At 35.1% G+C, this 14,940-nt stretch carries 16 protein-coding genes; 10 read left to right on the top strand and 6 right to left on the bottom strand.

Translation table 11 applies throughout. The annotated features are described in order from the left end of the window. Positions 1-3: 3 nt before the first annotated feature. On the top strand, positions 4-864 hold the full coding sequence (locus SP60_RS02425; RefSeq protein WP_053951124.1) for a glycosyltransferase family protein: 861 nt from the start codon (positions 4-6) through the stop codon (positions 862-864). After that, positions 864-1,796, top strand: a complete 933-nt coding sequence (gene waaF, locus SP60_RS02420) for a lipopolysaccharide heptosyltransferase II (protein ID WP_053951123.1) — start codon at positions 864-866, stop codon at positions 1,794-1,796. The genes SP60_RS02425 and waaF overlap by 1 nt, the downstream gene beginning before the upstream one ends. A 10-nt stretch (positions 1,797-1,806) precedes the next feature. On the opposite strand, the gene gmhA is transcribed toward waaF, so the two are convergent. From gmhA to gmhB, 6 genes are read right to left on the bottom strand one after another with little or no spacing between them, the layout of a single operon-like run. Beyond that, positions 1,807-2,376, bottom strand: a complete 570-nt coding sequence (gene gmhA, locus SP60_RS02415) for a D-sedoheptulose 7-phosphate isomerase (protein ID WP_053951122.1) — start codon at positions 2,374-2,376, stop codon at positions 1,807-1,809. 1 nt (position 2,377) lies between these two features. Continuing rightward, positions 2,378-3,805, bottom strand: a complete 1,428-nt coding sequence (gene rfaE1 / locus SP60_RS02410) for a D-glycero-beta-D-manno-heptose-7-phosphate kinase (protein ID WP_053952196.1) — start codon at positions 3,803-3,805, stop codon at positions 2,378-2,380. 1 nt (position 3,806) lies between these two features. Beyond that, positions 3,807-4,106: a type II toxin-antitoxin system RelE/ParE family toxin gene (locus tag SP60_RS08225; protein ID WP_082319675.1), complete on the bottom strand. Its 300-nt coding sequence runs from the start codon at positions 4,104-4,106 to the stop codon at positions 3,807-3,809. Continuing rightward, positions 4,094-4,351, bottom strand: coding sequence for a type II toxin-antitoxin system Phd/YefM family antitoxin (locus SP60_RS02405; protein WP_053951121.1), 258 nt, complete (start codon positions 4,349-4,351; stop codon positions 4,094-4,096). Before SP60_RS02405 ends, SP60_RS08225 begins: the two co-directional genes overlap by 13 nt. A 42-nt stretch (positions 4,352-4,393) precedes the next feature. Next, positions 4,394-5,398, bottom strand: coding sequence for an ADP-glyceromanno-heptose 6-epimerase (gene rfaD / locus SP60_RS02400; RefSeq protein ID WP_053951120.1), 1,005 nt, complete (start codon positions 5,396-5,398; stop codon positions 4,394-4,396). Between the two features lie 4 nt (positions 5,399-5,402). After that, positions 5,403-5,936, bottom strand: a complete 534-nt coding sequence (gene gmhB / locus SP60_RS02395; protein WP_053951119.1) for a D-glycero-beta-D-manno-heptose 1,7-bisphosphate 7-phosphatase — start codon at positions 5,934-5,936, stop codon at positions 5,403-5,405. 316 nt (positions 5,937-6,252) lie between these two features. Here gmhB and SP60_RS02390 point away from each other — a divergent pair, with 316 nt between their 5' ends. The 8 genes from SP60_RS02390 (at position 6,253) to SP60_RS02355 (ending at position 14,882) form a co-directional block, all read left to right on the top strand. Then, entirely contained in the window at positions 6,253-7,356 is a 1,104-nt protein-coding gene (locus SP60_RS02390; protein ID WP_053951118.1) for a Gfo/Idh/MocA family protein, read from the top strand. A 23-nt stretch (positions 7,357-7,379) separates the two neighbouring features. Beyond that, positions 7,380-8,921 (top strand): D-lyxose/D-mannose family sugar isomerase, encoded by a 1,542-nt coding sequence (locus SP60_RS02385; RefSeq protein WP_082319625.1) that lies wholly within the window; start codon positions 7,380-7,382, stop codon positions 8,919-8,921. Beyond that, on the top strand, positions 8,914-9,549 hold the full coding sequence (locus SP60_RS02380; RefSeq protein ID WP_053951116.1) for an HAD family hydrolase: 636 nt from the start codon (positions 8,914-8,916) through the stop codon (positions 9,547-9,549). Before SP60_RS02385 ends, SP60_RS02380 begins: the two co-directional genes overlap by 8 nt. After that, the gene (locus SP60_RS02375; protein WP_053951115.1) at positions 9,546-10,193 is read left to right on the top strand and encodes a class I SAM-dependent methyltransferase; all 648 of its coding nucleotides are present in this window, start codon (positions 9,546-9,548) and stop codon (positions 10,191-10,193) included. The genes SP60_RS02380 and SP60_RS02375 overlap by 4 nt, the downstream gene beginning before the upstream one ends. A 239-nt stretch (positions 10,194-10,432) precedes the next feature. Continuing rightward, positions 10,433-11,140, top strand: coding sequence for an acylneuraminate cytidylyltransferase family protein (locus tag SP60_RS02370; protein WP_053951114.1), 708 nt, complete (start codon positions 10,433-10,435; stop codon positions 11,138-11,140). 26 nt (positions 11,141-11,166) lie between these two features. Further along, positions 11,167-12,444, top strand: a complete 1,278-nt coding sequence (locus SP60_RS02365) for a hypothetical protein (RefSeq protein WP_158403320.1) — start codon at positions 11,167-11,169, stop codon at positions 12,442-12,444. A gap of 17 nt (positions 12,445-12,461) precedes the next feature. Then, positions 12,462-13,826, top strand: a complete 1,365-nt coding sequence (locus SP60_RS02360) for a surface carbohydrate biosynthesis protein (protein WP_053951112.1) — start codon at positions 12,462-12,464, stop codon at positions 13,824-13,826. Continuing rightward, the gene (locus tag SP60_RS02355; RefSeq protein WP_053951111.1) at positions 13,827-14,882 is read left to right on the top strand and encodes a hypothetical protein; all 1,056 of its coding nucleotides are present in this window, start codon (positions 13,827-13,829) and stop codon (positions 14,880-14,882) included. The last annotated feature ends 58 nt before the right edge of the window (positions 14,883-14,940 follow it).

Raw genomic sequence — 14,940 nt, 5'->3', positions numbered from 1 at the left:
ATTATGAAAGTCAGTGCTTTTACTTTTATCAAAAATGGACAAATATTAGGCTATCCTTTTATTCAATCTATTCAATCTATCCTTTCAATTGTTGATGAATTTGTCATCAATGTTGGTGACAGTGAGGACGATACTTTAGCACTTATACAATCAATAAAAAATCCAAAAATTCGTATCATTCAGTCAATATGGAATGACAATATGCATGATCGTGGTTATGTTTATGGTCAGCAGAAGATGATTGCTCAGTTTAATTGTACAGGGGATTGGGCATTTTATATTGAAGGCGATGAAGTTTATCATGAAGATGATTTAGATAAAATCAGAGCGTCAATGCAAACACATGTAGATAATCCCGAAGTGGAAGCGCTAGTCTTTGATTTTTATCATTTTTATGGCAATGCCAACAGCTGCCTTAACTCTCCTGGATGGTACCGGTCAGAAGCTAGAATTATTAAAAATTCGGTCAGGTCATATGCGCCAGATGGTTTATTTTGGCTGGTGCTAGATAGCAATAAAAATGGTAGATATCCAAAAGCAAAACACACGGGTGCATGTTGTTATCATTATGGCTGGGTTCGTAGTGAAGAGCAAATGAACCTAAAAAGCCAAAAGGTGAATAAATATTGGGGGTCTAAACCTGTAAAAATAGATTATTCTCAAATAGATCAAAAAATTATTAATGAATTTAACGGCACTCATCCTGCCATAATGCAAGATTGGTTACCTAAAGAAAAAGGTATATTTCAAGCCAATCCTGATTATAAATTAACCAGCAAGCAAAAAAAACACAGATTATCACTCAAGCTTGAAAAGCTATTTGGATTGGATCTGGGTAAAAAACATTATAAATTAATCGAGTAATGAAAATACTAATTGAGCTGCCAACTTGGCTAGGTGATTGCGTTATGGCAACGCCGGCGATCGAAAATATCGTAAATTTTGACAATGACGTAAAAATTACCTTTATTGGCTCTTTTGTAGCGATTGAAGCGATGAAAAATCATCAAAAAGTGTTTAAAACAGTGGTTTTAGATAAGAAATACGGGGTTTTGTACAAAATTACAAGGGAATTAGGTGAATTTGATGCATTTTTTTCGTTTAGAAGTTCACTGCGTACAAAATTTCTGAAATTTTTAATATCAGCTAAAAACAAGTATCAATTCGATAAAAACAAGTATCAATACCGCCATCAAGTAGAAAAATATAACGATTTTATCAATGACAGCTTAAAGTCTAATTTTCCTGCCGGTAAATTAGTTTTACATGCGGATAATTTAAAATTAAGCATTAACAATTCATCATTGCCGATACTCGGCATTAATCCTGGTGCATCATACGGTAGTGCCAAGCGTTGGCACCCTGAAGAGTTTGCAAAAGTGGCTAGTGAGCTGTCTGGGCAATATGATATTGTTATTTTTGGTGGGGAGGATGAAGTGGACATTGTCATGGATATCGAAAAATTATTGCTTGAAAAAAGTGTTAAAAATTATCAAAATTTAGCAGGAAAAACCACTATTCCAGAGTTAATTAATCACATTTCACATCTTGATTTATTTATCACGGGGGATAGTGGCCCGATGCATGTAGCGGCGGCTTTTGAAGTGCCAACGGTGGCGATTTTTGGCCCGACTAAAGACGATGAAACATCGCAATGGATGAATGAAAAAAGTTTAATTGTAAAGAAAAATTTAGATTGTCAGCCCTGTATGAAGCGTACTTGCCCATTAGGACATCATAATTGTATGAATCTCATTAAAGCAGTAGACGTGTTAGATTCGGTTAAGTCCCTCTAAAGGAAAGCCTTCAACGACTAAATTCTAGATCAATTAAATGGCAAATGGTATGCCCGATAACAATGTGCATTTCTTGAATGCGCGGAGTATCCACAGCAGGAACGACTAAGTTGATATCGCAAACAGTATTCATTTCGCCGCCATCTCGGCCACTAAAGCCAATGGTTTTGCATCCTAGTTCTTTTGCAAGTGTTAGTGCGCTAATCACATTGCCACTACTGCCGCCAGTGCTAATGCCAATAACCACATCACCTTTATTAGCAAGCGCTTCAACTTGGCGATCAAATACGTGTTTATAGCCATAGTCGTTACCGATTGATGTTAGTGCTGAAGTGTCAGTGGTCAGAGCAATAGCTGGTAAACCTTTTCGTTCAACTTTATATCGTCCAACCAGTTCTGCAGCAATATGTTGAGCATCGGCTGCACTACCACCATTACCAAAGATTAAAATTTTTCCACCATGATTAAGGCTATCAATGCATAAATTAGCTGCAATTTCTAGCGGAGCGGCGATGTATTCTAGAGTTGCCTGAGCTGTTTTTAAATGCTCATTAAATTCAAATTCGATAACGGTTTTCATTTTAATTTCCTTGTTGGATTTTCTCAATGGTTTTGGTGGTGCTTTTGCCATCAACAAACTGTACCAGTTTCAGCTCATCAGCGATATCTTGGCCAATTACTTGCTTTCCTTCGTAGTCTCCGCCTTTTACTAAAGTATGTGGTTTTATGGCTTTTATTAAATCATACGGCGTGTCTTCATTAAACACTACGACATAATCAACTGCCTCAAGCGCTGCTAATATATAGGCTCTGTCTAATTGCACGTTAATGGGGCGATTTTCCCCTTTTAGTGCAGTGACGGATCTGTCAGAATTAAGCCCTAATATTAGGATATCACCATAACTTTTGGCAGTTTCTAAGTAGCGTACATGGCCAGCGTGTAGGATGTCAAAACAGCCATTAGTAAAGATAATTTTTTTATCTCTGGCTTTTAATTCTTTACTTAATAGGGTGATTTCATCAAGCGTTTTAATGTGCTCGTCGCTAGTGGATTTATTCAAACTTGATTCGTATTCAATGATTTCATTTAAAGTGGCTGTAGCGCTACCAATTTTACCCACAACAACACCAGCGGCAAGGTTGGAAAACTTGACAGCATCATCAATACCAACATCACAAGCTAAGGCAAAACCCAATGAAGCAAGTACAGTATCGCCCGCACCCGTGACATCAAACACTTCTCTAGCTACGGTTGGGTGGGTGCGTAGATTATCGTCATAAATTGCTACACCATCTTCACTAAGGGTTATTAACGAAACATCTAAGTCGCACTCGTCTTTTAGTTGAGTGATTGCTTGAGTTAGACCTTCATCATCAACAATATTAATATTAGTGGCCTCACTAGCTTCTTTTTTGTTTGGTGTGAGTAAATAAGCACCTTTGTATTTTGAATAATCCAAACCTTTTGGGTCGATTAATACTTTTTTGCCATTTTTATTAGCAAGCGTAATTAAGGCTTGAGTGAGTTCAAACGTTAATACACCTTTTCCATAATCTGACAATAAAATGCAGTCATAATTAGAAATAATGTCTTTAAAAGACGCTAAAATCTGTTTTTGTGATTCACTGCTAATTTCATCAGTACTTTCTCTATCGTAGCGTACGACTTGCTGTTGCGCGGCAATAATCCGGCTTTTTTTGCTGGTAATGCGATCTTTTTGAGTGATTAAATATTGACTACTAACTTTAATGTCAGTAAGTAATGCTTTAAGTTCGTCAGAGATTTCACAGCCACCAACCACGCTAATCACATCAACTTGTGCGCCTAGCGCATTAAGGTTTTTAATGACGTTGCCAGCACCACCAAGAACCACACTCTCGCTTTTAACATTTACAACCTGTACGGGCGCTTCGGGTGAAATTCTCTCGCACGAACCCCATAAGTAATGATCAATCATTAGATCGCCAATGACTAATAGTTTAGGTGTTTTGTTTTGTAAATTTAGCATATTAACCATTTAGAAGGTATTTTTTTAAATCTTGTTTGCCTCTCATTATATAAACAATATAGACTTTATTATCATCTATTCGATAAAAGATTCGACAAGGATTGACAATGATTTCCAAATAATTTAGATGGCTAATTTCTGATGGCGTTCGCCCTAATTCTGGAAATAATTCGAGCTGTTTGGTTGCGCTTAGAATTTTTTTAATTAATTTATTTGCGGCACTAGGCTTATCTAGGGAAATATATTGAACAATAAAATTGAGTTCTGATAGGGCGGATTCAGTCCAAATTACTTTAGCCATTTTTCCATTTTTTCTTCAACCTCTTCTTGTGAGTACAGTTGCCTTTCAAGAATTGCGGTTTCGCCACGAGCAATACCTTCAAGAATTTCTATGCGCCTTTTTGTTAGCTCATAATCATCAACATCAATTAAATAAGCTGAAGGAACCCCGTGCTCAGTGATCAGTACAGGCTCTTTAGAAGCATGCAGATCAGAGAGTATCTTGGTTGCCTGTCGTTTAAGTGTGGTAACTAATTCTATTTTCATAAAGTGATACTATACTATCACTTTATGACTAAAGCAAATATTTTATGAAATATCCGTTCCATGCAAACGCTTAATATCAGGAATATAAGCTTTAATACCTACCTCTAGAGAAACTACTGGTTCAAAACCTAAGTTGGTTTGTGTCGTGCTAATGTCAGCTTGCGTGTGCATTTGATAACCGTCATATGGGTTGGGTATGTAGTCTGTACCCAAATCTGTACCCAGTTCGTGTTGTAAGATATCAGCAATATCTTGAAAACTCCTAGGGTTGCTGGTGCCGACGTTATAAGTGCCATTTTGCTTAGGGTTGCAGGCTTTGATATTAGCTTGTATGACGTCTTCAATATTAATAAAATCTCGTAATATTTGATCTGAGCCTTCGAATAATTTTGGCGCTTTTCCATCTAAGATTTGATGTCCAAGTTGAATCACCATTGAAGAGGTTTTTGCCTTGTAATATTCGCGTGGTCCATAAACATTGAAAAACTTTAAGCCAACAATAGTCATATCAGGATTTTCACGACTATAGCGATAGGCAATTTGATCCATCATATATTTACTAAATCCATAAGGGTTTTCAGGATTCTCTATGCCAACAGTTTGCGGCGATGGGAGGCTACCATAAGTGGCAGCAGAGCTTGCATACACCATGACAGCATCATCATTTTTTGCTTTATTAAGCAAGTCATAAAATGAGTTAACATTGGTTTGCATGACAATTTCTTGATCATACACACGCGTGTCTGAAATTGCTGCCTGATGGAACATGTAATCAAATTTGTAATCATCCAGTAGCGCTAAATCAGGCTTACTATTAATATTGCCACAGACTACATCGCCAGTAAAATCGATGAGATTTTTATAATGACCAAAACTTTGTAAGTTACCATTTGCAAAGGTCACTTCACTTCTAAAGCAATCAAACACCACAACACGTGAATCAGGATAATTATCTTGGAAATAAAAAGCTAAATTGCTACCAATAAAACCTGCTCCGCCGGTAATTAAAATGGTTTTATTATTGAAATCTGTATTGCTATATGTCATAGGTTTAAGTGATAATTTGAATGCTGTCTTTAATGGATTTTAATATAAATTTTGCACTAGAGTTTACTTCATCAACTTGATGGCCACTTTTAACCAAAATAGTGCTACTAATGCCAGCTGCATTGGCAGCACTGATATCCGCCTCTTTATCACCAACCATCCAAGAATTTTCCATGTCAATATTAAATTTATCACGCGCTTCTAGCAGCATTCCAGGCTTTGGTTTTCGACATGTACAATCTGATTCTGGACCATGCGGGCAGAAAAATACATCCAATATATCAATACCTTGATTGCCAAACTGCACCAACATCCACTGAGTTAATTTATGAAAGTCCTCTTTCTGGTAATAGCCTCTAGCAATGCCCGATTGGTTGGTAACGATGATTAGTTTATATCCCTGCGCTTGAAAATACCTACACGCCGTAAATACGCCATCAATAAATTCAAAATCCTCACTTTTATAAAGATAGCCAACCTCTTTGTTGATCACGCCATCGCGATCTAAAAATAGTACTCTTGGATTATTTTTGACCATACTTAATGCATTTTATATAAAATTAGAATTAATGACGTGGCGATCGATGTTATTAGTTTTCTTGGTTTCATTGGTGCTGTATTGAAAATAATATAAAATTCATCCCTCTATATTAAATTAAATATTTTTCAATTAATCAGCCATATTGTTTGGTGCGGTAGCTATAAAGGTTGGTAGGTATTTTATATTAAATAAACTTAACTTAACACTTAAGAAATAGGGCTTATAATGATATTAATTTCTAAAGCAAAAGGGTTGAAACTTAATTTTTTTTGCTCTAAGTAGTGAGAATACTAATTAAAAGGTAAATATAATAATGAAAAATATAAAAATATATGGTGCAGGATCAATTGGAAATCACTTAGCTCAGGCATCAAGACGTATGGGGTGGAATGTTGATATATGCGATATTGATCCAGATGCCTTAGAGAGAACAAAAAATGACATTTATCCTGCGAGATATGGAAAATGGGATGACCAAATAGGTCTTTATAATCTTGATGAGGTTCCAAGGGGTGTTTATGATTTTATCATTATTGGAACACCCCCAGATAGTCATATGGAGCTAGCCAGATCTGCAGTTAAAGAAGGAGCAAAGGTTGTTTTGGTGGAGAAGCCACTATGTTCACCAGATTTACAAGGGGCACAAGAGTTATTTGATGAGGCAAAAGCAGCAAATTGCTCAGTTTTTGTTGGGTACGATCATGCTATTAGTAAATCAGCAATTAAAATGTCAAGTTTGTTAGAGAATAAAGAAGTAGGAAATGTTCAAACATTAGATGTTGAGTTTCGTGAGTATTGGGGCGGAATATTTGCCGCTCATCCTTGGTTAGATGGACCTGCAGATACATATCTTGGATATTGGGAAAAAGGTGGCGGAGCTTGTGGCGAACATTCTCACGCAATCAACCTTTGGCAAAGTTTTGCGCAACAATCTGATATAGGCAGGATTGTAGAAGTATCCGCAAATATGGAATACGTGAAAGATGGTGTGGTGAATTATGACAGCATATGTTTATTGCAATTTCGCACAGAAAAAGGTGTAATTGGTAGAGTGGTTCAGGATGTTGTAACTCAGCCAACTAGAAAATGGGCTCGTGCACAGTGTAGCGACGGGTATGTAGAGTGGCATTGTGGTAATAAGCCAGGAACTGATACGGTTATTGTATCTTCAAACGATGGTGAGAAGTCAACAACTGAAATTACCAAAACAAGGGCGGATGATTTTTTTCAAGAAATGCAACACATAGAAATAGCATTAAAAGAAGGAAATAGTAAGGATTCCCCAATATCCTTAGAGCGTGGACTTGATACAATGCTGGTTATATCTGCAGCACATATGTCAGAGCAGAATAGTTGCCCTGTAGCTATTGATTATAGCAAAGGCTATAAAATAGAAGCTCTTACATTATTGAAATAATTAATCATTTAGAAGGGGAAGTAATGAGTAGTTTTGATTTTAACAATCTGTTTGTTTTAGATTTGGCAAATAATCACCAGGGCAGTGTTGAGCATGGCCTAAAGATTATTAAAGAGTGTGGAAAAATGGTTCGAAAACACAATATACGTGCAGCAATCAAGTTTCAGTTTCGTCAATACGATACTTTTATTCATCCAGAGCATGTAGAAGGTAGTGATAATATTCATATTCCAAGATTTCTTTCAACTCAGCTAAAGTTAGAAGAATGGCGTGTATTATTTGATGCAGTCAAAGACGAAAAAATGTTAACTATGTGTACGCCATTTGATAATGAATCAGTTCCAATAATTTCAGAAATGGGATTTGATATTATTAAGGTAGCTAGTTGTTCCGCTAAAGATTGGCCTTTATTAGAAGAAATTTCACAGGCGATGCTGCCAATTATCGCATCTACTGGTGGCTTAGCTATAGGTGATATTGATGATATTGTAAGCTTCTTTGATCATCGTGGCAACGAGCTTGCATTGATGCACTGTGTTTCAATTTACCCAATACCTACTAAAGATTTCCATTTAAATCATATTGACACATTAAAAGATAGATATCAAAACCACACCATTGGCTGGTCTACACATGAAAATCAAGATGAAATTGCCCCTGTTCAAATTGCAATGGCCAAAGGTGCTCAGATGTTTGAAAGGCATGTTGGATATGAGACTGACGATATCAAATTAAATTTATATTCGTCTACTCCACAACAATTAGATATCTGGTTTAAAGCATATAGATATGCAGAAGCTTTATGCGGGTTAAACACAAAAGACGTAGAGAAGCCTACCACTGATATAGAAAAGAAGTCATTGGAAGGACTGCAAAGAGGCGTGTTTGCAAAGAAAGGCTTAAAAGAGGGCTCTTTGTTAGATATTAGTGATGTGTATTTTGCAATGCCATTTGTTCCCGGTCAAATATCTAGTGAATCTTGGATTGACGGAGGGGTTGTGATTAATAAATCGTTCAAGACTAACGAGCCAATATTTCCAGACAGTATTACAATTACAAAAAATGTAAAAAACAGAGCCCTGAAAAAATCAATACATGAATTTAAGGCCATGTTAAATGAAGCTTCGATAGTGCTTAATAGTGAATTTGGTGTTGAATTTTCACATCATTACGGTGCTGAAAATTTTAGAGAAACGGGCGCATTGATTATTGATTGCATTAACCGTGAATATTGTAAAAAATTAATTCTTGTCCTTCCAGGGCAAAAGCATCCGTCACATTTTCATAAACGCAAAGAAGAAACATTTCAAGTGTTGTCAGGCATTTTTGAAAGTGTAATAGACGGTCACCACAGAGTGATGAGTCCTGGAGAAACTGCATTAGTTCAGCCAGGGGTGTGGCATGAATTTTGGTCAAAAGATGGCTGTATAGTTGAAGAGGTTTCAACAACACATTACAATGATGATTCGGTGTATAACGATAAAAAAATTAATGATCTTGAGCGAAGTGAGCGTAAGACAGCAGTGAAAAATTGGGGTAGATTTGAACTAGTTAAAAGTGATTAAGTGTGTTGTTTTTGACTTCGACGGGACGTTAGTTGAATCTAATGAAATAAAAAGAAGAGCTTTTTACGAAGTCACTAAAGATATTATTGGTGCAGACTCAATACTTGACAAGTTGTTTTCTATGCCAGATTCTGGTGATAGGTATAGCGTTTTTAATGCTTTAATTAGAAATCTTAAAAAACCTCATAAGTCTGCCATTAGTGCAATATGCCTATCTGATTTGTATACAAAGATATGTGAACGTAAAATTTATAATGCTCCTGAAATTCTTGGAGCGTTAAAAACCCTTAAAGAGTTAAAAAGAAGAAAAGTTAAAGTGTTTTTGAGTTCGGCTACACCCATAGATACCCTCCAAAGAATTATAGATATGCGAGGCTGGAATGAATTATTTGATGGGGTTATGGGGTCTCCAGACAGTAAGAAAGATCACTTGAAATCAATACTTCTTTTGAGTGATTATTCTTTATCAGAAGTTGCATATATAGGTGATAGTGAGGTAGATCAAAAAGCAGCACTATCAATAGGCTGTAAGTTTATTGGGATAGGAGAAAATTGGAATAGATTTAATAGTAGACCTGAAGTTTTATTAGGTACACTCAAAAAACTGATTAAAGAGCTTAAATTATGAATAATGTGTGTGAAATTTGTGGTGAAAAATTCAACGAAATATATACTGGTGACATAAGAGATGGAGCTTATGGAAGGTGTAAGAGTTCTGCAATAATTTATGAATGTACTGGTTGTAAAGTGCAAAGATTGAGAGAGGATGATTGCATTTCAGATGAATTTTATGAAACTGGCCAGTACAGAAGGAAATTAAAGGAGAGTCTAGAAGGTGATCAGTCAGTTATTGAACAAGATGAGATGCAGCATTACACCCTAGAAGCTTTTTTCCCAAAATCTTTAAGAGGTGCAAATGTTCTTGACGTGGGTTGTGGTGCCGGAAGCTTGTTAGACATGTTAAAAAATGTAAGCTCTAATCAACTAGGAATAGAGCCATGTGCTCCGTATTTAGAGTTGTTATCTAATCGTGGCCATAAAGTCTACCCAAGTTTGTCTGAAGCTATAAAAAATGAGAAAGAAACGATAGATTATGGATTTTCTATTCAAGTAATTGAACATGTTAAAAATCCAGTAGAATTTCTCAAACAAATAAAAGAATTAATCAGGCCTGGAGGCCGGTTATTGATAAGTACACCCAATCGAAATGACGTATTGACAACCTTGTTAAAAGATAAATTTTATCAATTCTTTTATAGGACGCAGCATTGATGGTATTTTGATGAATACAGCCTTGTTAAATGTGCAGAGTTTGCTGGATTTAGAGTTGCTAACGTTAGATTTATTCATAGATATGGCATGGCAAATATGCTATATTGGTTGAGAGATGGAAAGCCAAAGGGGAAATTATCTATGGAAGGCATTGACGATATGCAAGATGCATTTTGGAAAGCTTCTTTAGAAAAAAATAAACAAAGTGACAATATATATATGGAATTAATGGTAGAAGAATGATTAATAATTTAAATATTTTGACTGTTATCCCAGCGAGAGGGGGTAGTAAAGGCATACCCCTTAAAAATTTAAAGAAACTTGGCGATGTACCAATTGTGGAAATAGCTTCTCGAGTTGCATTGTCTGTAGATTTTTTAGATAGAGTTGTTGTTTCGACAGATAATGAGGAAATAGCAAAGGCGGCAATCAAGGGTGGCGCCGATGCTCCATTTAGGCGGCCAGAGGTGTTATCTGGCGACAGGGTATCTGACTTACAAGTTTTAACGCACGCTCTTAAAGAAATGGAGCGACAGGATAAAAAAAAATATGATGTAGTGGTTATGCTTCAACCAACATCACCGTTTAGAACAAAAAAACATATTGTGGATTCTATAGAGATGCTTGTTAATGAAAATTATGATTCTGTATGGACGGTATCTGAAGCTGATAGTAAGTGTCACCCATTGAAACAATTGACAGTTACAGGTAAAAAGCTTGACTATTATGATGTAAATGGAAAAGAAATCATTGCTAGACAACAATTAGAGCCTGTATATAGTCGTAACGGTTTTGTTTATGTTATAAAGAGAGAAACCTTATTGACTGATAAATTGACAATGGGAAATAACAGTGGAGCACTTATTTGTGTAGGTGATTTTGTTAATATAGATACTGAATTTGATTTAGATTTTGCTGATTACATACTTAAAAGGAGCCACCAATAAGCACAATGTTTTCATTAAATTTCAAAATGAAATCTTTTTTAATTACATGTAGAGATTATATATCTAAATTTTCCACCAGAAAAAATTTGCACATTCTGACAGCTATTATTTGGAGGATTTCCCTGAGAAAAAGACATAATGGAGGTTATAAATTTAAAGGGAAAAAAGTAATTATTTTATCCAGACTTGGAGGGAATGAAGATGTGGAAAATGCACTGAAAAACTCTATTAAGCCTTACTCATATTATCTTTTTCCAAGATCTTTAGTTAAGCATATATTTACCATTTATCTAGATGGCCTTGTTTCTGATTCTGATTATCGTAGCGCAACTTCGAACATAAAGAATAAAAAACTACTTTATAGAAAACATTTGTCCAAGGTGCTTTTTTGGTTTAAAAAATTATTTGGCTTGGATGCATTTATAGAATTTAATATAACATATTATCCAGAAAAAGAATTAGCAGAAGCGTCAAAATTAAATAAAATTAATTTTATTTTACTTCATAAAGAATGCTTAATGACTGAGAAATCTGCGAAGTTGTGGGTGGCAACTCTAAAAGAAAGGCATTTAAAGTTTCATATAGATGGTATTAGTGTGTACAACAAGATTAGTAAGGACGCTATACTAGGTTCAGGTTTAAGTAGTCAAAGCGAGATTGTTGTTACTGGTTGCTCAAGGATGGATCTGAGTCATAACCAGCGATTAGATCGACAAAACCCGGTAAAACCTAAACTTGTTTATTTCATGATACAGAACACAGCTGGAATTACTCAAAAACAAAATAGAGAGGGTTTCACTAAAGACTTTGAAAGTCTAGCCAAAAAAGTCACGCAAAATTTAGTTAAAATTGCACATGAAGTGCCAAATGTGGAGTTTTTTTTCAAGACGAAAACTGGATTTTCTGATATGCAGGTAGGTTTGTTGTCAGATAACATTCCATCTAATATTAAAATAGTTTATGAAGGTGCCGGTCATGATCTTTTATTGGATGCCAGTGTTGTGGTTGGCTTTAATACTACAGCAGTCTTCGAAGCTATTGCTTCAGGCTGTCAAGTGGTTTCTCCAGAGTTATTTTCAGAAGTCCCAGATTCTCTCAAGGATTACGTATTTTATCTAGGCGATTCTGCATATTTACCTAGGAGTTCAAGCGAGTTCCGAGATATTGTTTTAGATCTTCTGGAGAAAAATAAATTTAATAAGTACCTGTCTAGTAGCAAAAAAAAGCTATTAGATGACGTACTTGGCAATAGTGATGGAAATTCTGGGAAAAGAACAATGAAGTTAATTGAAGACAATATTTAACAATATGCCTACTTATTATGATGGATAAAAATCAAGAAAGACCAGTATTCTATTTTGATGTTGAGATAAAGAAAAGAGAATTGCTTTCCCGCTTAACAGTAGCTGCACTCCTTGCAGAAAGAGGAAATCATGTTTTTATTGGTGAGAGGGCCACTATAAAATCTATAGGAAAAATAATACCTAGAGCAACTATTGTAAGGAAAAGCGCAAGGTCTAATAGTGTAACCATACTCAGTGACCTTATAAGCAGTGGTTATAAAATAGTAAATATGGAAGAAGAAGGGGTTCTTGTTGGAAGTTTGGATGAGTATATAGGCGTAGATATGCCGTCTGATGCCATCAAACTTCCAGATAGGCATCTTTTATGGGGAGATAAGCAAGCCGATCACCTGCTAAATCTACACCCAAAGCTGAAAGATAAATTTATTGCAGTTGGAAATCCTAGATTACATTTATGGAAGAATAGATATTATGGATATTATGATAAGTTGTCAGATGATATAAAGAGAGATTTAGGTGAATTTGTATTAATGTCAAGTAATTTTGCATATTATACAAACAGGAAGCATGTGAAACAAATGTTTACAATAACAGGCTTTCTCGAAAAAAGCGAGAACACTAAGATTTATGAAGAGAATTTTAAAATAGTTGAGTTTTTATTTAAAGAATTTGTAAAAGTCGCAAAAGAAATTAGCTTAAGAGGTGTTAAGGTTGTGTTTCGGCCACACCCATCTGAGTCTATAGATAAAATTCAAGAATATTTTTCTGATTATAATAATATTATAGTAAGTTCTGATTATGATGTTGCACCATGGATCCTTGCAAGTAAAGCTGTTATACACAACTGCTGCACTACAGGATTAGAGGCGGTATTTATGAAAAAAAACACTATTGCATATACACCAAATTCAGTCTCACAATATAAACTAAATAGTGTGGATAAAATTGCAAAAGTTGCCTTTAATGTAGATGAGTTGCTGGATGGTATATTTTCACCAGCAGAATTTCACCCGTCTATGATGAATCTTGATGGTTATCTTGCTGATAAAATACCATTAAATGACATAGTGAGCTCTCTAGAAGCTGTACAAACAAAATCTTTTTTTGACTTGAATAGTGTGGAGATTTCTAATAATAGGTATCAATTCAATAAATTCTTTTACACAAGTACTAGGAAATTAAAAGACTACTTTATTTTTAATAAAGTAAAAAAACACGAGAGACACTCTTTAAGGAAAAAATTTATTATTGATAACACCTTGGAGCTGACTAATTATTTTTCATGCATGCATGAAAATGGCATATTAAAAAGAAACGTAACTTGTGTACCAGTAGGAAGAAATACATTCTATATATATTGTGACAATATAAATTCAGATTAAATGACTAAATTAATAGATAGCATTATCTTTAAATTTAAAAAGATCATGAAAGGCATTAGGTATATTAGATATTTTCCCAAGGTATCTTCCAATAAACTTACTAGGTTTTCTACTTGGGATGCTGAGTTGGGCTGGTGTCCAAAACCAGGAATGCAAAAAAAAGACTCTGTGTCTAAGGGGGTGTTGAAAGGCGACCCCCCTTTCTGGACAATTGATAAAATTGGATCACGCATTACGTCGCGATCTAAAAATACAAAAAATAATACCTTTTCAATTTATGGTGACTCTTTTGCAATGAGTAGAGAGGTTTGTGATAATGAAACCATTGCATGGCAACTCGGCGACACTTATGACACCTATTGTGCTAATTATGGTGTTGGAAATTATGGCTTAGATCAGTCTTTATTGCGTTTGGAAAGATGTATAGAAAATGATAGAACTAGTTTTGTATGTATTATTGTTTGCGTTGCAACAATGGCCAGAACTGTTAGTATTTATAAACACTGGCTGGAAAAAGGAAATATTTTTGGGGTAAAGCCGCGAGCATATATTGACGATAATGGCAAGCTATCTTTTTTACCCAACCCTGTTAAAAACAAGGGTGAGATAAAATATTTGTACAGGCAGAAAAAAATACTGACTAAGTGGGATGGTAATTATCAGTACTTTAAAAATAACCGTTTTAACATATTTGGGAATAAAGCTCAAAACTATAGCCTTCAAATTTGGGCTGATGAAAGTGAATTGTTTTATGCTTTAATGAATAGGTTTAACAATCTTAGCGGTAAATATAATTTTAGCCCTATGTTTGTATTGCTTGCTGATAAAGGTGTTGCAAAAAAGCGTATTAGCGGCCAAGTACTCCAATATCAAAATGTTATCGAAAAGGCATCATTAAAGTTCTCTGATATATCTTTCATTGACCTTACATTGGATTTATACAAGAAAATTGATATAGATGATGCTTATGTAGCCAGTGGTGGCGGACATTTCTCCCCTGATGCTAATCGTGTGATAGCGCAGCTAATTGGTGATAAGGCATTTAGGAATTTATAAACTTTATTTATTAAAATTATTTAGTAAATAAAGTTTAACTATGTAAAATTTATTTATT

It is taken from the genome of Candidatus Thioglobus autotrophicus, from assembly GCF_001293165.1.
Classification (GTDB): Bacteria; Pseudomonadota; Gammaproteobacteria; order PS1; family Pseudothioglobaceae; genus Thioglobus_A; species Thioglobus_A autotrophicus.
The sequence above is the reverse complement of the archived record's forward strand: the minus strand, read 5'-3'. Positions and strand labels throughout refer to the sequence as shown.

What these genes read in the sequence shown, in the direction of transcription:
- SP60_RS02425 (WP_053951124.1), top strand. Translation starts at nt 4, where the DNA reads ATGAAAGTCAGTGCTTTTACTTTTATCAAAAATGGACAAATATTAGGC.
- waaF (WP_053951123.1), top strand. Translation starts at nt 864, where the DNA reads ATGAAAATACTAATTGAGCTGCCAACTTGGCTAGGTGATTGCGTTATG.
- gmhA (WP_053951122.1), bottom strand. Translation starts at nt 2,376, where the DNA reads ATGAAAACCGTTATCGAATTTGAATTTAATGAGCATTTAAAAACAGCT.
- rfaE1 (WP_053952196.1), bottom strand. Translation starts at nt 3,805, where the DNA reads ATGCTAAATTTACAAAACAAAACACCTAAACTATTAGTCATTGGCGAT.
- SP60_RS08225 (WP_082319675.1), bottom strand. Translation starts at nt 4,106, where the DNA reads ATGGCTAAAGTAATTTGGACTGAATCCGCCCTATCAGAACTCAATTTT.
- SP60_RS02405 (WP_053951121.1), bottom strand. Translation starts at nt 4,351, where the DNA reads ATGAAAATAGAATTAGTTACCACACTTAAACGACAGGCAACCAAGATA.
- rfaD (WP_053951120.1), bottom strand. Translation starts at nt 5,398, where the DNA reads ATGACATATAGCAATACAGATTTCAATAATAAAACCATTTTAATTACC.
- gmhB (WP_053951119.1), bottom strand. Translation starts at nt 5,936, where the DNA reads ATGGTCAAAAATAATCCAAGAGTACTATTTTTAGATCGCGATGGCGTG.
- SP60_RS02390 (WP_053951118.1), top strand. Translation starts at nt 6,253, where the DNA reads ATGAAAAATATAAAAATATATGGTGCAGGATCAATTGGAAATCACTTA.
- SP60_RS02385 (WP_082319625.1), top strand. Translation starts at nt 7,380, where the DNA reads ATGAGTAGTTTTGATTTTAACAATCTGTTTGTTTTAGATTTGGCAAAT.
- SP60_RS02375 (WP_053951115.1), top strand. Translation starts at nt 9,546, where the DNA reads ATGAATAATGTGTGTGAAATTTGTGGTGAAAAATTCAACGAAATATAT.
- SP60_RS02370 (WP_053951114.1), top strand. Translation starts at nt 10,433, where the DNA reads ATGATTAATAATTTAAATATTTTGACTGTTATCCCAGCGAGAGGGGGT.
- SP60_RS02365 (WP_158403320.1), top strand. Translation starts at nt 11,167, where the DNA reads ATGAAATCTTTTTTAATTACATGTAGAGATTATATATCTAAATTTTCC.
- SP60_RS02360 (WP_053951112.1), top strand. Translation starts at nt 12,462, where the DNA reads ATGATGGATAAAAATCAAGAAAGACCAGTATTCTATTTTGATGTTGAG.
- SP60_RS02355 (WP_053951111.1), top strand. Translation starts at nt 13,827, where the DNA reads ATGACTAAATTAATAGATAGCATTATCTTTAAATTTAAAAAGATCATG.